The sequence below is a fragment of the Bythopirellula polymerisocia genome (assembly GCF_007860015.1).
Taxonomy (GTDB): Bacteria; Planctomycetota; Planctomycetia; order Pirellulales; family Lacipirellulaceae; genus Bythopirellula; species Bythopirellula polymerisocia.
The window spans coordinates 205849-227773 of record NZ_SJPS01000007.1; the positions used below are offsets into that span (position 1 = coordinate 205849).

Annotated in this window: 17 protein-coding genes; 11 read left to right on the top strand and 6 right to left on the bottom strand. The window is 51.5% G+C overall.

Annotation, left to right across the window (positions count from 1 at the left end; all coding sequences use genetic code 11):
• Positions 1-114: 114 nt before the first annotated feature.
• From Pla144_RS19935 to Pla144_RS19945, 3 genes are all read left to right on the top strand, one after another.
• Entirely contained in the window at positions 115-1434 is a 1320-nt protein-coding gene (locus tag Pla144_RS19935; RefSeq protein WP_197530848.1) for a sulfatase-like hydrolase/transferase, read from the top strand.
• An 81-nt stretch (positions 1435-1515) separates the two neighbouring features.
• Positions 1516-2415 carry a glycoside hydrolase family 16 protein gene (locus Pla144_RS19940; RefSeq protein WP_231936458.1) on the top strand — a complete coding sequence of 300 codons (900 nt, stop codon included), beginning with the start codon at positions 1516-1518 and terminating at the stop codon, positions 2413-2415.
• Positions 2416-2423: 8 nt separating this feature from the next.
• Positions 2424-4253: a hypothetical protein gene (locus Pla144_RS19945; RefSeq protein ID WP_146452472.1), complete on the top strand. Its 1830-nt coding sequence runs from the start codon at positions 2424-2426 to the stop codon at positions 4251-4253.
• 391 nt (positions 4254-4644) lie between these two features.
• Here Pla144_RS19945 and Pla144_RS19950 read toward each other — a convergent pair whose 3' ends face one another.
• From Pla144_RS19950 to Pla144_RS19970, 5 genes are all read right to left on the bottom strand, one after another.
• On the bottom strand, positions 4645-5952 hold the full coding sequence (locus Pla144_RS19950; protein WP_146452473.1) for an efflux RND transporter periplasmic adaptor subunit: 1308 nt from the start codon (positions 5950-5952) through the stop codon (positions 4645-4647).
• Positions 5953-5985: 33 nt separating this feature from the next.
• A complete protein-coding gene (locus Pla144_RS19955) occupies positions 5986-9234 on the bottom strand; it encodes an efflux RND transporter permease subunit (protein ID WP_146452474.1) in 3249 nt (1082 codons plus the stop codon).
• Positions 9231-10877 (bottom strand): TolC family protein, encoded by a 1647-nt coding sequence (locus Pla144_RS19960; RefSeq protein WP_146452475.1) that lies wholly within the window; start codon positions 10875-10877, stop codon positions 9231-9233. Before Pla144_RS19960 ends, Pla144_RS19955 begins: the two co-directional genes overlap by 4 nt.
• A gap of 576 nt (positions 10878-11453) precedes the next feature.
• Positions 11454-12332: a ribonuclease H-like domain-containing protein gene (locus Pla144_RS19965; protein WP_146452476.1), complete on the bottom strand. Its 879-nt coding sequence runs from the start codon at positions 12330-12332 to the stop codon at positions 11454-11456.
• On the bottom strand, positions 12329-14779 hold the full coding sequence (locus Pla144_RS19970) for a DEAD/DEAH box helicase (RefSeq protein ID WP_197530849.1): 2451 nt from the start codon (positions 14777-14779) through the stop codon (positions 12329-12331). The genes Pla144_RS19965 and Pla144_RS19970 overlap by 4 nt, the downstream gene beginning before the upstream one ends.
• A gap of 336 nt (positions 14780-15115) precedes the next feature.
• Here Pla144_RS19970 and Pla144_RS19975 point away from each other — a divergent pair, with 336 nt between their 5' ends.
• The 6 genes from Pla144_RS19975 to Pla144_RS20000 all read left to right on the top strand — a co-directional run bounded on the left by Pla144_RS19975 (position 15116) and on the right by Pla144_RS20000 (position 19279).
• Complete coding sequence (locus tag Pla144_RS19975; RefSeq protein ID WP_146452478.1) at positions 15116-15829, top strand: YqjF family protein; 714 nt, start codon at positions 15116-15118, stop codon at positions 15827-15829.
• 93 nt (positions 15830-15922) lie between these two features.
• Positions 15923-16174, top strand: coding sequence for a hypothetical protein (locus Pla144_RS19980; RefSeq protein ID WP_146452479.1), 252 nt, complete (start codon positions 15923-15925; stop codon positions 16172-16174).
• 6 nt (positions 16175-16180) lie between these two features.
• Positions 16181-16738 (top strand): DUF427 domain-containing protein, encoded by a 558-nt coding sequence (locus tag Pla144_RS25620; RefSeq protein ID WP_146452480.1) that lies wholly within the window; start codon positions 16181-16183, stop codon positions 16736-16738.
• A 285-nt stretch (positions 16739-17023) separates the two neighbouring features.
• Positions 17024-17629, top strand: coding sequence for a glutathione peroxidase (locus Pla144_RS19990; RefSeq protein ID WP_146452481.1), 606 nt, complete (start codon positions 17024-17026; stop codon positions 17627-17629).
• 75 nt (positions 17630-17704) lie between these two features.
• Entirely contained in the window at positions 17705-18490 is a 786-nt protein-coding gene (locus Pla144_RS19995; RefSeq protein WP_146452482.1) for a heme-binding protein, read from the top strand.
• 432 nt (positions 18491-18922) lie between these two features.
• On the top strand, positions 18923-19279 hold the full coding sequence (locus Pla144_RS20000) for a DUF6717 family protein (protein ID WP_146452483.1): 357 nt from the start codon (positions 18923-18925) through the stop codon (positions 19277-19279).
• A gap of 365 nt (positions 19280-19644) precedes the next feature.
• Here Pla144_RS20000 and Pla144_RS24755 read toward each other — a convergent pair whose 3' ends face one another.
• Positions 19645-19800, bottom strand: coding sequence for a hypothetical protein (locus Pla144_RS24755; RefSeq protein ID WP_197530850.1), 156 nt, complete (start codon positions 19798-19800; stop codon positions 19645-19647).
• Positions 19801-20205: 405 nt separating this feature from the next.
• On the opposite strand from Pla144_RS24755, the gene Pla144_RS20005 reads away from it, so the two are divergent.
• Both Pla144_RS20005 and Pla144_RS20010 read left to right on the top strand, forming a co-directional pair.
• Entirely contained in the window at positions 20206-20742 is a 537-nt protein-coding gene (locus Pla144_RS20005) for a hypothetical protein (protein ID WP_146452484.1), read from the top strand.
• Between the two features lie 11 nt (positions 20743-20753).
• Positions 20754-21923 carry an ABC transporter permease gene (locus Pla144_RS20010; protein WP_146452485.1) on the top strand — a complete coding sequence of 390 codons (1170 nt, stop codon included), beginning with the start codon at positions 20754-20756 and terminating at the stop codon, positions 21921-21923.
• Positions 21924-21925: the final 2 nt, after the last annotated feature.

Consider the following 21925-nt stretch of genomic DNA (forward strand, 5'->3'; position numbering starts at 1 on the left):
CGGAGATCAACCGTTTTGAATTATTCTCTACAACTTGGCTCACAACACTTAATTTGCAGTTTGGTTGTAAACGCTCTCTTTTGCGGCATTTCTTGGGGAGCTTCGCCTCCGAATTTGATAATCATTCTAACCGACGACCAGGGCTATGCGGATGTTGGATTCAACGGATGCACTGATATACCTACGCCCAATATCGATCGCATTGCAGCTGAGGGGGTTCGATGTACGAATGGCTATGTAACTTTCGCAGTCTGCGGGCCAAGTCGCGCTGGGTTGATCACCGGCCGCTATCAGGATCGTTTCGGTGCATGTCGCAATCCGACAATCGATCCGGCAGTGCCGAATAATGGGGTACCAACTAGCGAGAAAAACATCGCTGAGTTACTCAAGCCAATTGGCTACACCAGCATGGCCGTGGGCAAGTGGCACCTTGGCACTTTTCCGAGTTTGCGGCCTCTAGAGCGAGGCTTTGACGAGTTCTTCGGCTTCTTGTCGGGGGGGCACCAATATTTCCCCGAAATGCTGACTCTCAATGATCTATCTGAAGTCACGTACGAATTCGAATGGTACAACACAAAACTTCTGCGGAACGAAGCACGCGTCGACATTCACGATTACCTTACCGACGAATTAAGTGACGCTGGAGTAGACTTCATTGAGCGGAATTCCGACTCGCCTTTCTTTCTCTACATGGCTTACAATGCACCACACACGCCGTTGCAAGCAACCAAGAAATACCTTGATCGTTTCCCTCACATCCAAAACAAAAAACGCAAGACCTACGCCGCAATGGTTTCTGCCGTCGATGATGGCGTGGGCCGAATTCTCGACAAATTATCCAAGCTTGACTTGGACGAGAACACGATCGTGTTCTTTCTTTCCGACAATGGAGGACCACCCGAGAATGGCTCACGCAACAAGCCCCTGCGCGGCCACAAAGGAAGTCCTTTCGAAGGCGGGGTCCGCGTTCCGTTCGCTGTCCGCTGGACCGGCACCATCCCCGCAGGAATCGACTACGATCAGCCCGTGAGTTCGCTTGATATTGCTGCCACGATCGTTGCCCACGCCGACGCCAGTGTCCCTGTGGACAAGCCATTGGATGGGGTCGACCTGATTCCGTATCTCACTGAAAAGCGAATTGAATCGCCGCACCAGACGCTGTATTGGCGTTGGTTCGACAAGAATATCTACTCCGTTCGCAATGGCTTTAGTAAGCTAATTCTCGTCGAAGGAGAGATAATCAATGACAAGTACGAGCCACAAATGCTATTCGATTTGAAAGCAGACCTCAGCGAGAAAAACAACATTTTTCAGAATCGTCCTCAAACTGTGGCAGATGCCTCTGGCAAACTTGACGTGTGGAAAAAAGAATTGGTACCGCCAAACGCCCCAGGCCTAGGTAGCTGGATGCCGAAAAAGCAAAGTGATAAATAAGCTTCAAGTCGGAAGTTCTTTCTTTGTGACAAGAAACCTTAGATCGTACATTAGGTCATTGCCGAGCCAGGAATGCGCGTTGTGAATTTTCAAACCGTTTCTATCCTTTCACTGACAGCATTCATTGCCATGGAAAGTGCCTGGCACGCCCCCACGGCATTTTGCCAAGAATCGCTTGGCTCGCACGAGAATAAGTCGGCTAACACGAGCAAAAAATACGAGTTGGTATGGTCCGATGAATTTGACCAAGAAGGACCGCCAGATCCTAAGAATTGGACTTTTGAGTATGGTTTTGAGCGCAACGAGGAACTGCAGTGGTATCAGCCAGAGAACGCTTCTTGCGAAAACGGCAAGCTGGTGATTACTGCTAAGCGCGAGCGGGTTATGAATCCATTTTTTGTGGCGGGGACGAAGAATTGGAAAAAGAACCGTCAGCATGCGGAATATACGTCGGCATGCATTACTACCCGAGGACTCCATAGCTGGACTTTTGGCCGGATCGAAGTTCGTGCTCGAATTGATGCCCGAAAGGGGCTTTGGCCAGCAATCTGGACGGTCGGCGAATCGGGAAATTGGCCAGACGCTGGTGAGATTGACATCATGGAGTATTACCAGGGCAAGCTCTTGGCAAATGCATGCTGGTCTAGCGGGAAAAGATGGAAAGCAACGTGGGATTCTGCAAGGATACCTTTGAGTGATTTCGGAGGTGCAACTTGGGCAACCGAATTCCACACTTGGAGAATGGACTGGGATGAAGAACGCATTGAGCTATTTGTAAACGACTCTCTGCTCAATACGATCGAGCTGAGCCAAACAGTCGGAAAACACGATAATTTAAGCAGCCCGTTCCATCAGCCACACTATTTGCTGCTCAACCTGGCGATTGGTGGAACTAACGGAGGAGATCCTTCCAAAACAGAATTTCCCGCGACATTCGAGGTCGATTATGTCCGGGTCTACCAATCTACTTTTGATAAGTAAGATGATGCATGGGCACTTTTCTTAGAATTCTGACAATCTTATTGCTAAGCTCCCTGCGAGTTTCTTATTTGCCAGCTGTAGAGACTAAGCACGGAGTGTGTTTTGTTCTCTACACGGTCCAAGACAATGTCCTGAAACTGACAGCCCAGCTATATCCCATTGAAACGGCCGATAGTCGTGACGTTTCATTGGAGGTGAAAAGTGGCACAGAATGGACTCGATTGGAAACGGTTTCTGTTCGCGAGAATGCTTATAGCTTTCCCAAAGGTGCCAAAAGCTGGACTGCGCATTTTCGGGCCGAAGACTGGGACCATTCCAAAGATCATTCATTTCGAGTTGTCGCGTTGGACGGCAAGAGTGTTTACGAAGGGCTGATTCGTCGCGATCCCATCGACAAGACCGAGATCGTTGTCGCCGCCTTCACGGGTAATTCAAATGCCGACAAACGTTTGAAATCAGATATCATTCACAACGTTAAAACTGCCGATACCGATCTTCTGTTTTTCTCGGGGGACCAGGTTTATACGCATCGTGAACATCTCGGTGATTGGCTGCGGTTTGGCGAGCAGTTTGGTGAAATCACAAGAGATCGTCCCACGGTCACTTTGCCTGACGATCATGATGTTGGTCAGGGAAATCTGTGGGGTGACAATGGTCGAGCAACGAAACGAGATACTATGGGTGGTTATCTCATGCCTGCCTCTCATGTGAAAGAGGTGGAATGGGCCCAAACCAGCCACTTACCTGACCCGTATGACCCAACACCGGTGAAACAGGGAATCGGTGTCTATTACACGAGACTAAACGTCGGTCGGGTTGATTTTGCCATCATCGAGGATCGCAAGTTTAAGTCGGGTCCAGGCCGCGTCCTACCAAAGGATCTCATGAAGAATCCTGACTCGGGTAATCCTGAGCAGTGGGATGTCGCCGGTGCAAAATTACTGGGTGAACGCCAACTGCATTTTCTCAACGAATGGGGCAAAGATTGGCGTGGCACGGATATGAAATGTGTACTCTCGCAAACCGTGTTTGCCTGCGCTCACACAAAGAAACAAGGCAATCAACCGACGCCACCGTCACGCGACACCGACTCGAACGGCTGGCCCCAAACTGGTCGCAACCGGGCTTTGGAAGCTATGCGCAGATCGGCTGCTTTTCACATCTGTGGAGATCAGCATTTGGCGACTGTCATCCAGCACGGGATCAACGATTGGGACGACGCGGGATATTCCTTCTGTGTCCAATCGATCGTCAACTACTTTCCTCGCTATTGGCTGCCCAGCATCCCAGCGGAGAAACAAATCGCGAATCCGCTCCCTTACGCCGGCTCCTATTTCGATGGCTTCGGTAACCGCATTACAATGCACGCATACGCGAATCCAGAATTTGGCCTCAAGGATTACAAATATGTAGTCGAGGAGAACGCTCCCCTGCGTGGTGCCGATGGTTTTGGACTTATCCGTTTCAATACGGTTGCTCGTACTATCACGATGGAGTGTTGGCCTCGACTTGTGGATATTTCGAGACCAGACGCCAAGCAATACGATGGCTGGCCAATCACGATCGACCAAATGGACAACGATGGTCGCAAAGCGACTGCCTGGCTTCCCGAGGTCCGTGTCAGCGGCTTGGAGAATCCAGTGGTTCAGGTAGTCGACGAAAGTAATTCCGAAGTGTTGTATACTTTAAGAATTCGAGGTCGTTCATTCCAGCCGAAAGTCTTTGCGGACGGAAGCTACACAGTTCGAGTTGGCGAACAGCCAGATCAGATGCAAACACTTTCTGGCTTAAATGCCGATTCAATCAAGGACAAACCTCCTTTAGAGTTTGCATTTTGAGTTAAAATCTGACGACCTCGAGTGTGTAAGTCGCCTATTTCCAAAGGCTCTGCACGCCTTTCTTATTGTACAAAGAAATGGTCATTGACTAAGCGATCTATTTCAAAGCTGGTCTGAAGCGGATTACTCTGCGTGGGTCTGCCACGTTGGAGTCACCTTGTTACTCTGGGACGAGGTCGCGATCTTCAGAGAAATTTGTTTGCTTGGGGGCCCTATGACTTCCAGGATTTCTACCATCCCCCGGCGGCGGAGTGTATTTGGTTAGCCACAGTCTTTAATCATCAGCAGTGTTCGATTAAGAATCGATGCCAGATTCAGAGTTGATGCGTCCGATAGTTTCGACGGATTACAATTTCAATTATTCAGACCCCATAGCCTGTGCGTTGTTATTTCAATTGCCGTCAGTCCTCGCTGCAGAAAGATCGGCGACAACCTTCACTGGACAACCTTGCGGCAATCCAGTTCCTCCCGCAGTCGCCACCAACTCTCCGTTCGACAAACCTTTGACGACCTCAACGGATTCTGGTGTCTTGGTGCCTATTTCTATTACCGTCTCATATGCCTTGCCATCTCGAATGACCGTCACGACGGTGGTTCCGGAGTGGTCGGCAACCGCTGCTATCGGTACGACCAACGAATTGGTAATCGCAGGCAGTGAAACCTGGGCGTGACAACTGAGCCCCGGTCGTAGTAGGCGGTCGGTGTTCTTCACAAGTGCGAAGACCACAACATTTCCAGTGAGTGGGTCGGCTTCACCGCTGATGCGTTCAATCGTTCCGTGAAACTTCTGAGCGAGAAGTGAGTCCAGACTAACCTCGACTTGGGAGCCGAGAGTTACTTTGGCGAAGTCGCGGCTGGGAATTCGAAGTTGCACAAAAACTTCAGACAGATCGATAATCCTTGCCAAAGGGACCGCTTTGTCAAAGAATTGCCCTTGGCGGGCGAGCAGCTGGACGACGACGCCATCAATCGGACTTGTTATCGAGCACCACTGGAGCGCGAGTTCCGCTTGCTCGACGTCGGCTTGAGCCGCATCCAACAAGGCTTGGGCCTCAGCGATCATTTCCGGCCGAGTTCCTGCCTCAAGCAATTTCGCACGCTCTTGGGCAGCAGCCATAGCGGCTTCGGCGGACTCAAGTGCTTTGCTCTTGGTATCGTAGATGACGCTTGAGATTTCATTGCGGTCTAAGAGATCCTTGAGTGCGGTCAACTCATTGCGTAACCCATCGACTGTAGCCTGAGCGTTAGCCGCGTCTTGGCGGGCGGCGGCGATCTCCTCCGGCAGATAGCCACGTTTCAAACGGTCTACGGCCGCCTTCTTTTCCGCCACCACCGCTTTAGCCCGCTCGACAGCGATTTCGGCAGAGCGGGTGTCCAGTTCTACCAGAGCGTCGCCTTTATCCACGGATTGCCCCTCAACGACATTCAACTTATTCACCCAACCCCCTAGTTGCGGTGAAATGAGGGCCGTCTTTTCGGGGATGGCCACGATGGCACCAACTAAGTCGAGAGTGGGATGCAACGTTGTGAGAACAACCTCCTCCGCTTGGACTGCAACCGGCGTTGGCTTGACTGATTCCGCTGGCACTGCGGTCTCGGAAACTTTGGAAGTACAGCCTGAGACTGTCAAAAGGATAAGACTGATGCAGATCGTAGATCCTTTATTGGCCAAGGACTCTGTGCGACAACTTAGGGACATTCACACTCCATCGATTTCGAAAACGAACAAGATCTATATTTCACACATTTTGAAGTTTTGTCGGGAGAGCCCCAATCGCTCCAGCAGTAAAACAAATAGATAGTAGAACACGGGCGTGGCGATCAGCGACAAAACCAGCGACATGCACAACGAACCAATGACGGCAATCGCCATGGGCCGGAGCATGTCGGCTCCTGCTCCTACTCCATAGGCTAACGGCAATAGCCCCAGGAAGGTAGTGAGCGAAGTCATCAAAACGGGCCGTAGACGGCGTCGGCCCGATTGAATCAAGGCCTCATCCAGGGCGAGGCCGCGTTCTAATAATTGGTCCACGTAGTCCAGCATGAGTATGCCATTCTTGGCCGTGATCCCAATGCCAATAATGGCACCCAGAAAAGAAATAATATTGAGCGTCGTGCCCGTAAGCCACAAGGCCGCAGCTACTCCCGATAATGCCAAAACCGACCCCGCCAGAATTGCCAGTGGCTTCGAGAAGTCTTTAAACTCGAGCACTAGCACCGCAAAAACCAGTGCCAAAGCCATCAATAACACTAACGCCAGATTACGGAAAGATTCTTGCTGTTGCTGATAGAGCCCGCCGAATTCGAGACTTGCCTCGGGCGGTATCACGACCTTCGCCGTCAGTTCTCGTTTGATTTCGTCGATGCCGTGTCCCATATCAATATTCTCGAAGCGAGCCGACACGGCAACCAGTTGCCGCAAGTCTTCGCGGTGCATTTCAAGCATGCCTGGCTCATGCTGAATCTCAGCCACATCGCGGACCGTCAGGTTCGCTCCTGAAACCGTGCGAAGCGGCATCTGTGCAAGTTCTTGCTGGCTTCCATGAGAGTCAGGAGCTGACATGACACGAACATTATAGATGCGATCTCCAAGCAGCACGTACGAGGAAACGGTGCCGATCATCGTGGCCTGAATCTCTCCGCCTAGCGAGCGGGGCGTCAATCCGACGCGAGCCGCCTCGGCAATGTTCGTTTTAAGCCGCATGGAGGGTCCGGCTACTACGAGCCCATCGTTGACATCGACTACGCCGGGGATGCTTTCAATCGTGCTGGCAATTTCCGCTGCTTTGGTCTTCAGGAGTTCCGTATCGGTGGAGAAGATTTTTATTTCGACGGGGTTGGGAGACCAAGTCAAGTCGCCGATTAAATCACTCAGCACTCCGGGGAACTCGAAATTCAAAGCAGGTTCCGCCGCGTTCGCTTTTTCTCGGACTTCCTCAATAACTTGAGCAGTCGAACGCGTGCGCTGTTGTTTCAGCTTGACGAGGAAATCACCCGTGTTCGGCTCTGCGATGGCGAGCGCTAGTCGAGCACCAGTTCGTCGCGAAAAGCTTTCGACCTCGGGCGTCGCCCGCAAGATTTCTTCAACGTGCATGAGCATGCGATTCGTCTCGGTCAAACTGGTTCCCGGGCGCGAGTAATAATCGATAACAAATGCTCCTTCGTCCTGCTCTGGGAGAAAATCGGACTCCAATTGTCCGTAGATCCAAATCCCACCTGCGCAAATGGCCGCTACACCCAAGAGTGCCACCACGGGTTTCCTTAAGAGTTTTCTCATCAGAAACGCATAGATCGAGATCAAGCCCTGGAGGATGGGACCGCCGGGTTCAGCTTCGATTCCGGCCTGTGTAATGCCATCAATAATTTTCGGAAGGTCTGTGGGCATCCGTCCGAGATTAGGCTGCTGTTTGCGGCTCAGCTTGAGCCAGATTTGATGCCAGAAACCAAGTTCCCTCCCGCCTTGCAAGTTTTTCTTTTTCGGCCGAATTAACAGTCCTCCCATGACCGGCGTCCAAGTAATGGCCAGCAGCAATGATATTAGTAGCGCGACGACCATCGTTGTTGCCAAGGCTCGAAAGAACACGCCTGTCACCCCATCCAAAAACGCTAGGGGGATGAACACGACAACCGGGGTCATGGTGCTGCCAACTAGGGCGGGACCTACTTCGCGGATTGCCTCCTGGACGGCTGTTGCAGGAACTAGCCCCGCCTCGACTTTGGCATAGATGGCTTCGACGACCACAATTGCATCGTCGATCACGATCCCCACGACCGCCGCGATACCGCCCAACGTCATGAGATTGAAACTCATTCCCATCAGTTTCAAACCGACTAGTGTGAGTAGTACCGTCACGGGGATGACCAAAGCGGCCACCGCCGTCGCTCGCCAACTCTTCAAGAAGACAAACAATACGACCACCGAGAGCGCCAGGCCTAGGAAGATTGCGTCCCAAACGCTGCGTACGCCCTCACGGACGAATTGCGATTGGTCGTAAAAGAAAGCCATCCGCATGTCGGGGGGTAGTTCCTGTTTGAGTTGCTCCAAGTCCTGCTTTAGATCTTCGCTGATTTGAACCGTGTTGCAGTCGGGCTGACCGTAGATGTTCAGTAAGACCGCTTCCTTCCCGTCGGCCGAAACGCGATTGAATTGAGGCTCCGAACCTCTCTGCACTACGGCCACGTCGCCAATTCTCACCGGCGCTTGGTTAACCCAGGCTAGGATAACATTTTCGATCTCTGCGCTACTGTGCAAACGATTGTCGACAGTCGTCAGGTAGAGTTGGTAATTCTCTTCGTGCATACCCGCCGAGGTGAACAAATTCGTGTCAGCCAACGCCTGAGTGACCTGGGCAAAGTTGAGTTGGTTCGCTTCCAACTTGGCAGGATCAACCACGACATGGTATTCAGGCACACGACCGCCAACGAGCTTAATCCTCGCCACGCCTTTGATCCGTAGGAAACGAGGATAAATGTCATACCTTGCTATCTCCCACAATTCTGTCGGCTGCCGTGTTTTGCTAGTCAGGCTGATGCCGAGAATTGGAAACGCTGAAAAGGTGAGGCGATGGACTTCAGCCATGGCCGTCGGAGGCAACGTTGCTCGAATTTGAGACAGTCGCGCAAGCACGTACAACTCTGCTTCGGTCATGTCGGTCGACCAGTCAAAGAAAACGTTGATTGCGGCGGAACCACGCCCGGTCGTCGACCGAATGCTGATCGACCCCGGAATGTCTTTCATGGCCTCTTCGACAGGCCGAGTTACGGTCGCCATCATCTCGTCGCCGGGCATCACTCCATTGTCGATGAGAATCACCACACGGGGAAAATCCGTCTCGGGAAAAACCGAGGAAGGCATAGTCAGTCCTGCATAGCCACCCGCTAGGCAGAATGCCGCGATGAGGAAAAGAATTGGTTTGCCAAACCGCAGAAGAATGTGGGCTTTCGAGGTCTCGTCACTTTGTTGAATCGGCTCGCTCGTCATGGTAGGGGCAACTCTTCTGCCTGTCCTAAGTTCGGCTTGTCTTCTTCCATCAGTAGCTGGGGCGGCAGGCCTGTTGATTGCGTGACGTCGGCGACAGCCAGTGCTAGTTCATTCAACAAGTCCAGATAGCTTTGCCTTGACTGAACGATTGCTGTGCGGGCTGCGAACACCTGCAGCAGGTTGATTTGTCCAGCCTTGAATTGATCCTCAAAGGGTTGAAGAGATTCCGAGAGGGTGCGGACCGACTCCTCACGCGACTGTTCGACGAGCACTCGCGACCGCTCATATCGAGTGATGGCCGCTCTGGCTTCGAGGACGGCTCGATTCTCAAGTTGTTGCGCCGTAACCTGTTGTTGACGCCATTCAGCATACCGTTGCGAAACAAGCGTACTGCCGGTATTTACGACGGGAATATCCATCTGTGCCTGAACGCCCCAATACTGGGTCGCCGTTTCGTCTCGTTGCCACATCGGTCCGATTTGTAGATTTGGACGCTTCATCGCCTTCGCTAGTCTTAAGTTCTCTCTAGCCATGGCCACGCCTGCACGGGCTGCCGATACATCGGGACGGTCGCCAATAATCTGTCGCAAAATCGTTTCGTTCTCAGGCTGGGTGAGCATGCAACCAACGTCGGATTTCATTTCACTTGCTTGGTTAAGAGGTGTCGCCGTTGTGATCGCGGGACTCGCCAGAATGATTTCGTCGATGGGCCGCCACCTACATTGTAACCACTCGTTGCTAAGAGCGAATTCGATGCTTACGGATAAGTTCAACTGGCTCAATAGATTAACATATGCGGTTTGGTAGCTTGCTTCGGTCAAACGCTGTTGTCGGCGAGTCGTTTGGGATTGAAGACGGGCCAATTCGACATCGGCATTGTTGGCTTGACCTGCTTTCTGACGGCGTTGCATGACTCCGACCAACTGCTCATTCATCTCAGCCAAGGCCTGATTCATATCACGCAGCTCGTGTTGAAACAGAGCTCCAAAAAAGAGAGTAATGGTTTGCGCAGCGGTTGTCAGCTCTGCTTGCCTGACGGTCCCACTAACTTGTCTCCAATTGGCGGCGGCCGCTCGCTCGCGGTAATGCTGTTGGCCCCCCAGTTCAAACGTTTGTACGATGACATGCTGCTGGCTGACCGCCCCATCGTTGCCATTGCGGTCTCGGCTATAAGGCAGCACTTGTGTCTGAAACTGCGGGTTCCAAGGATACGTTTCTGCAACATGAAACGCTGCGTGGGCTACGGGTTCACTGGCTCGTACGGTAGTAAGATTCGGGTTTCGCTCCAAAGCCAATTGGATCGCGCCCTCTAGTGACAGCTCTTGAGCCTCAGAGGGTACAAATGGATCACCAGTCGGGATGCTGAGCGACAGTGGAAGATCAACACTTGCAAGTTGCACGCTTTCATCAGCTCGCGGACTCTCCAAAAGGGAGGTGCTCGCTTCCGCCTCAGGTGCCTTTGAGTGTTCCATGCCCAACCGCGCGTAGAGTGCGCTTGCTGGCAGATCGTGGTTGAGATCGTTCGCGGTATGGCGAACTTGCTCCCCGCGAATCACCGGTGAAGAGTGGAGACAACTGGGTATCCGACACCCTACTAGCAAGGCAGCCGACGCTATCATCACTGTTAGCGTCGCCCTGTTCATTGGTTGTTGCTCCCATCGCTAAGCGCCATGTGGCTCTGGTTGATATCCTGACGCAACAGAGCAGCTCACACTCTGGCAATGCTAGCACCAAGCTTACTAAAGCAGCCCTACAGTTCAATCGACCGGAATATGACGCAATTTGAACACATTCGCTACCGCCGCTTCAACCACTACAACCGCTAAATTCGACCAGCTTCCGACAGTTGGAGCCATCCGAATCAGGGTTCTGTCACACGAATTGGTTTTCCGCAAAGAGAATACTCTGCCGATTACGTAAGTGACTGACTCATAACGTCTAACGCTTTTGAATCGATCAGCGATTTGGTGCGAAAAAGTGCTATAGCCGTTTTGTCGCCCCGAATTTACGTAAACTTTGCCGAAACAAGAGTTTCTGTTGGCTCGCTTAGGAATTAAGCGTCGGAAGCCAGATCGCACTGCGGAAGCCTAAGCCGCGCTCGCGCGCATTCTTACTAAGAGGGACTTTTGAGGGATAATCGTTTTAGCGCAAGGTAAGCCAAACTGGCAGTCATTGCAGAGTTATCTGAGATAGGGACTCCAAACAATCATGAACTTGCTTCATGCCCAACGCATCGACAGAAGCAATCGTTTTCTCTTTAAACTGCGTTTGTGCGGGGAATAATTTGGTTTGGGCGGTTGTGCCGTAAATCCTGTGAGCACGGTAGGCCGACTCGCGATGGGAGGTAAGGTGTCCCAGAGTTTGCCCTCCTCAATTTCATCCTTACCCACCAATCGCTCAGCCAGGAATCGCGACAACAATACGTCGGCCGCACAATAGCGGATCAAATGCTCACGAGCGGCATGGTCCTGTTTAGCTATCCATGCCTGCCATAGCAAAATAGCTTGTTCACCGGTTACGTCAGCAATATCAGCAGGGCGAACTATTCCCAAGCTATTGGCAATCTGTTTCATTCCACCTGCCAGTCCTCGATGATAAGCCATCCAGCGGAGATCTAAGTGAGGGCAGGGGAGAGAGGGAATATGAAACGCATCCAATACTCGCGGCACATCGAAAGTGCTCCCATTAAACGAAACCAAGAGCTTGACTTGATCAAGTAAATTCAAAAAATCATCAAGGTTCTCATGCTCGACAAAGGTGCTGAACTTGCCTTGATACCAGGTGACGATGACTGTGATTGGATCGGCACTGCTAAGGCCAAGAGTCTCGATATCGAAGAAAGTAGCATCGTCAAGATAATTTGCCAGGATGCGCCATTTGTCAGCAGATGCTAAATGATCGATGAAATACTGGATGTCCTCATGCTCCAGTGCAGTGAAGCAACGTCGGATTTCTTCTATCATGCCGAAGCGACAACCCGCGGGAATTCGCTGCGGATACTGCATAACATCTTGCCAAGTTGAAATGCCTTCCGAGTGCAGTTTTGCCAGGCGGACTGGGCCTATGCCAGGACAGTGTTTAAGTGCTTCGTTGATCAATGGATCCGTGTCCTCTTTGCCTTCAGGATGGCATTGGCTTTTCCCAGTCGATTCCGTAGTCGCTCCATGTCGGCATCGAGCTCTGGTACGGAAACAGCACTCAGCACGGGAACACTGTGAAACTTTACTTCGGGTAAAATAATCTCTCCTGTGAGTAGCATTGCCAAGAGGCTACGAGTACAGGCGACAGATGCATTCGACTCGGTGAGAAGTTGTTCCATCTCTATCGATTCGACCCCCGGAGGAAGTGAGGTAACGCAAGATGGACAGCCCGCTTCACAACTGCAATCGTCGATAATCGTACAGCAGAGTTCCAAGGCTTGATCGAAGACTTCCAGGATTTTTTCAGCATAGCCCACCCCTCCTTCAATCGTGTCGAACAGATAGAGAGCGCTTTCCCACTCGCCAGGTTTTATTTCTGTCAGAGAAACATCAGTCTCGATGTTTTGGATGTCCCCCAAGCAGAGACTTGGAGCCGTACGTTTCAAAATATAACTCAGTCCATAAAGGGCGGCACCTATGTGCCTCTTGTCGATGGCGGCTACCTCTCGTGACCAGGCTTCAGAAGGATGGAGGCTAAAACCGGTCGTATCGTAGGTGAATGAATCCAACGTGATAGGGCCGTAACCAATGTTTTCTAAGCTGCGTTCACGTATTTTCTTGTAGAGCTTGGGCTGACGGTTAACATTGATGGCTCCAAACTCCAGAGCTGCCCCGTGTTGTTGCCTCCGGTCGTAGGACTCGGTCAGTTCGACACGACTATCCCAAACAGCTTCGGTGTAGTAGTCCACATCAACTGGCTCGACCCGGCACAGCTTTTGATCGAGATCCAACTCCAATGACATATAACGCTTGCCGAGATGCTGGTAAATTGCATCCTTATACAACGTGCCTCGGGCGCCGATTGGATCAAGCTCCCCGATGACTTCTGTGCCACAATAGATTTCCACGTTGTAATCAGTCATGCCGCGCAGATTGACTCCTCTGGTTGGATAATCACGTAGGGCATACCGGTAGTTGCCGTGATATTCCACGAGAGTTTCATCTTCCCTGAGGATCTCCAGAGCAGTCGGATAAGCGGGCTCGGAAAAGTGCGTTTCTTCTTCTCTGAGTGGATGCTCATGAGCAGCGCACGGTAGATGTTGCAATAGAATGTAGGGGTTGTCAGCACTGAGCCAGGCACGTTCGATGGGAGCCTGAGTGACGAATTCCGGGTGGTTAACCAGATACTGATCGATGGGAGTATCTCGGGCGAGATAGGCAATCATCGCACGGTTTCCGCGTCGGCCAACACGACCAGCCTGTTGCCAGAAACTGGCCATCGAACCTGGATGACCGCTGAGGATGCATAGCTCGAGATCTCCTATATCGATGCCCAGCTCCAATGCATTGGTGCTGATAATCGTATTGACCTTGCCGCTGGCTAAGTCTCTCTCCAGTTGACGACGCTCGTTTGGCAAAAGTCCTCCGCGATAGGGTTTAACCTTCTTCATAAGTTCAGGGTGCCCATCGGTCACTGCGCGGCAGAGTCGCTCTACTTGTTGTCGCGCTCGACAGAAGCAAATTGTACGGACTCCCTGTCGTGCCGCTTCTCGGATCAGCGGGATACTGATCGAACTCGTTCCCTTGCGATAGAGACTATGGCCGTGACTTTGGACGACTGAAGGATTGATCATGTAGAGCTCACGACGAGGCCGAGGCGCCCCATCATTGCTTACAATGTGGAACGGACGCTGGAGCAATGCCTCGACGTGTTCGCCAGGATTGCCGATTGTCGCTGACGAGCAAACAAAAGTGGGCTGACTGCCGTGCATGGCGCAAACACGGAGCAATCGTCTCATAACGTTCGCAATGTGAGAACCGAACGCACCACGATAGTTATGGACTTCGTCGATGACGACATAACGAAGCCGCGACAAAAAAGTGCGCCAGCGTCGATTGTGATTCGGCAGTATTCCTGAGTGAAGCATGTCAGGATTGGTGATCATGAAATCTGCTTGAGACTGGATGCGATTTCGTTCTTCGCGAGGTGTGTCGCCATCATAAGTTCCAAGACGAGACTTTGCTCCGCTTGCGGCAAGTAGTTTTCCCAGGGTTCCTTCCTGGTCGCGAGAGAGTGCCTTGGTGGGATAAAGCAACATTACCCCAAAAGGAGCCTCACATTGGAGATAGTCGTCGAGGATCGGCAAGAGAAAGGATAAAGTCTTCCCACTGGCTGTTCGTGAAACGAGCACAGTGTCTTTGCCAGAGCGGATTGACTCAAAAGCTTCGACTTGATGAGAGTAAAGTTGTTCCACCCCCGCTTGCCGAAGGGCTGAGGCAAGTCTTGAATCCAACTGGGAAGGAAACTTACCATATTGACCGGTCGACTGATCAAGAGAGATGTGAGCAGCAATGTTCTGGGAGAACTGTCGATGCACATACTCCATTAGATTGTCTGCAGGCATGCTTGACTCCATTCGATTCGATGCTGAACATGTGTCTACAACCAAGAGGATAACCGATTCTGGCAAATCGGAAAATATCCCCTTTGAAATCCGAGTATTCCTCGTCTCGGGGACGGTTTCCAGCTTAAGTCGACGATTGTTGCTGAGGAGGCGGGCAGGTTAATCAACTCTGCGGATTTCCGGGGTATGGAGTGTGATGAGAAATTTCCCCCGAACCGCTCCAAAAATGCAAAGACAGGGTGCGAGAGTGCTAAACTCACCCTCATTTGAGAGTGCGTGGTCCAAAACTTCACAATAACTGCTGGACAGTAGCTACATAGTGTTGGAGATTTCAAAATGATCGATCGGATCAGCCCAACCCTCCGGCCAGATCGAATGCCGGCCGGTTACCAGCAATGGCGTTCGCTCCTTTTTATGCATTGGTCAATGCCAGTCGAAGATTTGCGACCTCTTGTTCCAAAGTCCCTGGAAATAGATTTATACGAAGGAATCGCGTATGTTGGTGTCGTGCCATTCGCCATGACGCGTGTTCGCCCGCGCTGGTGTCCAGAGGCATTGGGACTTAACTTTTTGGAAACAAACGTACGCACCTATGTAACTTATCAAGATCGGCCCGGTGTCTACTTTTTCTCCCTCGATGCTGCTTCGCGGATTGGAGTGGGGATCGCCAGAGCGTTCTGGGGTTTGCCGTACTACTATGCAAAGATGGATCTCAAGAAGGTGGACCAAACAATCGACTATAGTTCCACCCGACCTAATTCTGGGGTTTGCCATGAATCACAATGCAAAGTGGGTGAGCGACTCGGACAGTTGGAACCAGACTCGATCGAGTTTTTCTTTATGGAAAGGTATCTCTTATTTCTTGAGCAGAGTGGCAGTGTTTTCATCGGGCAAGTCCACCACACCCCTTATCCTGTTAGCCACACAGAAGTCTCGCACCTTCGAGACGATCTGCTCGAAGCCGCGGGATGTGGATATTGCAAAGGACTTCCAGAATTCGCCCACTTTTCTACTGGCGTTGATGTAGAGATATTTAATCTTGAACAATGATGAACTTGCCGTACCCTGGCAAAAATATTCTGTCGCATATGAACTTAAACGCTTCAAGAAATAATACTTCTTGTTGTGATTGGAGGATTTCACATGGAATTCATCGAAATGACGGGTGAGCAGCTAACATCGCTGCTGTTGCCTGACGAACTGAGTGATAATCAACTCAAGACCAGCGGAATAGTTGCACAGAGTATTCTCCGCGTGAATCGCCAAGGCGATCTGGAATTGCGCCGCCGCGATGGATGGGATCTACTCGGTGGATTATTGGGAGATTTCGAACAACGTGTCGTTCGTCAAACGGGTCTTGATTGGTCGATGCCCACGGCCAAGAGCGGACAATAAAGAGTCATGGCTGAAATTCCTGCCAATATTCAACGAGCGCGAGAACAATGGCGCTACCGAGGCCAAGAGCGACCTCCATTCGCGGAACCAGTTGATGACACTCAGGAATCAGTGTGGGACTATCCAAGGCCACCACGGATTGAGATCGACTCCCGCCAAGTGATAGTCAGATATTGTGATACTTTGGTTGCAGAGACAATTCAGGCCTTTCGAGTCTTAGAGACTGCGAGTCCTCCCTGCTTCTACGTGCCTAGACAGGCTATTAGTGATGGGGTCCTTGTCAGATCCCCAGGAAGTTCTTTCTGCGAATGGAAAGGCTCAGCACAATGGTGGTCGATTGTGTTGCCCGATCGAACGAAGCTTCTCAACGCTGCCTGGTCTTACGAAGAACCATTCGAAGGCTTCGAGCGAATTGCTGGTTTTGTTTCGTTTTACCCAGCTCTTGTCGAGTGTTACGTTCAAGGAATCCGGGTTCAGCCGCAACCGGGAAGGTTTTATGGAGGATGGGTCACGCCGGAAGTGGTAGGGCCATTCAAGGGTCTCCCGGGAACTGAGAGCTGGTGAGTAAACTTTACACCCCCACTTGTTCGGCATCCTGATGGCGTGCTAAGAGGCACGTTTTGATCAACCGGTTCGCACCGTTGCTAAAACTCAAATCACATGAATACTCTATACCGGCTTTCGAGCGGACTTTCTCACGATTCCCTAACAAAAGTTAATCTATAGCCTCGTTTTTCGGGTACCATATGGGGGGGATAGATTCCTTCAAGGGTGGGGGATAGATTCCTTCAAGCATCCTCGTATATTGAGCAAATTGTTTTCCAAGACTTTATGACACAGGCAAAAACTATGAACCGAAGTAGTGCGATAATTTTTGTGGCTTGGTTCTTTTTGGCAACGGGTGCCGGCTTTGAGCCTACCGTCCAAGGCGTTCAACAGGAGGGCCCAGTGCTGAAATTCAAAATGAAATCCTTGGATGGAAAAGAGGTCGACCTCTCCAAATATGCCGGGAAGGTAGTGATGGTCGTCAACGTAGCCAGCAAGTGTGGTTTTACAAGTCAGTATGAGCAGCTCCAGCAACTGCAGGAAAAATACGCCGACAGTGGACTGGCAATTCTCGGATTTCCTTGCAACCAGTTTTCGGGTCAGGAGCCGGGCACCGCTGAAGAGATTCAAGAGTTCTGCCGCGTAAATTATGGCGTGAAGTTCGATCTTTTTGAAAAGGTTGATGTCAAGGGGGACAACGCTTGCGAACTCTATAAAGAACTCACCTCGCTGGATACGAAGCCCAAGGGCGCTGGAGACATCAGCTGGAATTTTGAAAAATTTCTGATCGATCGAGACGGGAACGTGGTAGCGCGGTTCGGTTCGCGAACGAAACCCGATGATCCCGAGGTTGTAGAGATAATCAAACGAGAATTGGCCAAAGCACAGGACACAAGTTCCGCCGGCTGATTCGAGGACTTGATTATCCTGCGGTTCATTTAGTGGTAGTCCAAAAGTGACCTCCCAAATCTAAGGAAAGCTTCCATGCTCTTGGAGATATTTGCATTGTTTCTCACGACGGCATTGTTTGGCGAAAAGGACGCGGGATTCGATCCCCCTCAGGGGCCAGCACTCCAAGCCGCTCAACTCCTCGAAAGCATCAATCTGAACTCAGATGCTGTTGAGGTGCAAAATACGCTTCAACGAACTGTGGAACTCTTGTCTCCTCAAAGTCCAGCAGGTGAAAAGCTAGCAGAGTTCCTCGCCAACCCGGACGATGCTTCTGATTTAATCCAAGTAAGAGACGAAGTGCTCCAGATGCTCACTTTCACGCCACGGCATGAGGCGGAACTCCCCGAGGGTTTCCCTACCTTTACTCCGCCCGGAGTCATCGAGTTGAAAGTCTACCCAAAGAATCGACGTGCCATCGCGAAGCAATTCTTTACGCTCTTTGGGCACATCACGAGCAACAAGATTGCTATGACGACACCGGTGCGGATGGAGTTTGAGAATGACAAGAATGGTAAGCTGAAACAAGAATCGATGGCCTTTTACTATGGCGATCCGACGATCGGATCCGTGGGCGAGCAAGGCAAAGTTCAGGTCGTCGAGCAAGAGGGAGAATTGGTGGTTGCGTTAGGACATCGCGGCTTTCGGAGTCAAAAGGTAATTGCTGATGGTGAGCGACGTCTACTCGCCTGGATTGAGGCACACCCCGAGTATCAAGCCAACGGCAAACTAATTGTCATGGGTTACAACAGCCCCATGGTGCCTGCCAAATCCCAGTTCCTTGAAATACAGCTTCCTCTCAAGAAAACCAACTCTGAGTGATTCGGCTGCCAAAAGTTCTTCATCCAAAGCAATTCCATCGATCTCAGTTTGTTGCGAGATGAAATACTCAGCAATCTCTATGTACTGCTGTCGATTGATGGCATCTCGTGCTAGCTTTGGGAACGAATAGCTTGCCATAGCGATTTTCTCCCCTTAGAAGTTGATGAGCTGCGATCAAGATGCGAAAAAGTTGCCAAGCTTGGCGTCGTCACCGCGGCTCGACGAGCAGGCCTCTACAATCACTGAATGCCTATCGGTAACCCATGACCTTCTCTACTCGCTCCCGCTCTTAGGCGCGAAAATACTGCCTAAGTTTGGCAAGTAGTAGTGTCGCTGACTATACTAGAAACTTTTGTCTCATCGGTATTAGTCGGGGATTTGACCACATTCGGTTCGGTACGCTTAGGGTGAAGGTTCAACGAGAGGTAACGCATGTCTGAAAACTCAATTTCGGTGATCAAGCCGTACAAGTGGGAGGGGCTCTGGGTCTTTGATGACGAGCGGGTCGGCTTGGACAAAGAACCATTTGTCGCCGGTGCGGATACGCTCATCGACGTGGCTATCGAGCGAAAAGGGATTGCGAACGCCCAAAAGGGGTTTCTGTTATTGTTCTCGGCGACTTCATTTCCAAGTGCTGACCTGCACCTGGAGTGGGTCCGCGAAGAAGCGAGCGGCAACGTCTACAAGTGGGCTGATGAAGGTATGGAAGGTTGGTTGTGTCCGGCCTTGCTAAAGTATTTCGATAGTCCCCCAGCGGAAATCTATGTGCAGCTCAAAAATGCAAGTTAATATTGCTTAATGCCAAGTCCCTCCTCCCGTTCACCTCATGGGTTGCTATCTACAGAAAGCTATCCACAGAATTGCTAGCTGAATAAGACAAAATAGGTTTCGTTGTTTAAATCCTACCATTATGGGGACACCAGCTGTAACATTGTTATTTTCGCTTAATTGGGTTATACTTTTTCCGCTTAGTTTGACGATCATGGAAGAAGTAATGGACTAATCCGGAGATGATACGCCTGTGTTACGACAGTACGACAATTTGAAGCGCGGCTTCGCCCTGTTAGGGGTGATTCTGGCATTGTCGTCTGGCTTTCAGCACGCACACTGGATTTGTATTCTTGGAGGCTGTTCGGTCGCTAAGGCTGAAGACCTTAACTCGGCAGATACACATTCATGCTGCCACTCCCATCGATGTGATGCCGACAAGGCAACGAAGCTTGCTGGCTGCGATCAGAGCCAGGATAGTTCTTGCCCCTGCCCACCTGAGTGCTGGTGCCATCAGGCGCCGCAACCTTTGGAACTACCACGCAGCGCACTCGAGCCTTCGGAGTTGTTGCTCCAGGGATTTGTATGTGGCATTGCGTCAACTTTCTCAGTTGCAAACTACGATTCCATTGATTCACCTATCTCTGCATGGGCTACCGAGTCCATGGCCGAGACTTCTGTTGAGTTCTGCGCTCATTTTTGCCGCTTTCTGATCTGATTCCGTGGCTTGCTTATTTCGTGCCTACTGCGCGATAGCTCTTATAGCCAATTTGATCGCACTGATTCTTGTGCGTCAGTTAGCCCCCTGCGAAAGATGTAGTCCGGAACAAGTGGAGCAAGTTCTGGCATTGATTCTGAGCTTGATTGTTTGCCGGAGCTGCGCACGGCTTGTTCCGTCCTACAAATTCATTTGACCATTAAGGTTATTCCACGGAGGAATCCAAATTATGAAACAATTCCCTTTTGTGCCATTACTTATTCTGCTGAGTCTGCCCCTCGCCATTGGCTGTGGATCCGCTGGCGAGTCCACGGCCACGGCACCGATTGCGACTCCGGTCAGTATCGACGGCAGCAAGTTCCTACTTGCCGAGGAACCGGAGGATGCTGTGGGCGTTATCGAAGCCCGAGAGTCTTCCGAGGACGGAAAATCACTGGCGTTGGTTGGTCGCATCGGTGGATCGACTAATCCTTGGATCGAAGGCCGCGCGGCTTTCATGTTGCTTGACGCCTCGATGTCTGTGGTCGCTGAAGGCGAAGACTGTGAAGATGGCGAAATCTGCACCGGAGATTGCTGCGCGACCGAACGACTTGAATGCACTGCACTGGTCAAATTGGTGGATGCCGAGGGAAAGCTTGTGTCGGTTGACTCTCGCGAACTCTTGGGGCTGAAAGAGTCCGACTTGATCGTGGTCAAAGGCCAGGCAAAAAAAGATGAAAGCGGCAATTTCGTCATGCTCGCCAAAAGTATTTACATCCGTCGCTAAAAGGACTCGAAATGCTCGGACAACGACTCTTACCCTGGGACTACGGAGTGCGGAACCTGTTCCGTCGGCCAACTCGTAGCGCGCTCACATTCGGCGGACTCACGATCGTCGTCCTCCTGGTGCTGGTAGTCGTAGGCTTCATTCGCGGGCTCGAGAAATCGCTCTCGGCCACGGGCAATTCCAGAGTGGTATTGGTCTATTCCTTGTCGTCGGCGGCTGATATCGAAAACTCGTCGATCCCTGGTCGAACGTCTGCGTTGCTCGGAGCGAGTGTCGATGGGATAAGTCGTCAGAATGGTGTCGAGTATATGTCGCCGGAGTTGTATTTGGGGACTCGCATTTCTACTGCCAACATGACCGAACCAGGAATGGGTCTGGTACGTGGGGTGACGACTTCGGCACCGCTAGTGCGTGAGCAAGTCCAAATTGTCGAGGGAACATGGCCCCAAGCGGGCGAAGTCATCGTCGGTCGTCTGGCACACTCGAAACTAGGTGCCAACAAGGCAGACCTCGCGATCGGTCAGCAAGTTTTGTTCGACGGACGGACGTGGGCCATCAGCGGGACTTTCACGGCAGCCGGTTCGGCCTTCGAATCAGAAATCTGGGCACCGCTTACCGAACTGCAAACGACACTCAAGCGCCAGGATCTCAGTCTGGTTGCGGTCCGGATGGATTCGCCCGACAGTGTAGCGGATGTGGATTTGTTCTGCCGCGAGCGAATCGACCTGGAACTCAAGGCGGTTTCGGAAAGTGCTTACTATGCCAGCCTGCAAAAACATTATAAGCCTGTGCGGATGTTGGGTTGGGTGGTTGTGGCCCTGGTTGCCGGCTCGGGGATTTTCGCCGGACTCAACACGATGTATGGCGCAGTAGTTGGCCGCATTCGCGAACTGGCCACGCTCCAGGCGTTGGGATTTCGTCGTCGCGCGATCCTACTGACACTCGTCCAAGAAGCGACGCTGTTGGCCTGTGCGGGCGCGCTTGTTGCTTGCCTGATAGGTCTCATTTTGGTTGACGGTGCCGCGGTTCGCTTCACGATGGGGGCATTCATGCTCAAGGTCGATAGCGTAGGCATTGCCATCGCCTGTGGTGTGGCGGCCCTACTGGGTGTTGTGGGAGCACTTCCTCCAGCGGTGAAGGCCATGCGTCTCCCGGTGGTCGAAGCCATTAAATCAATTTAAAC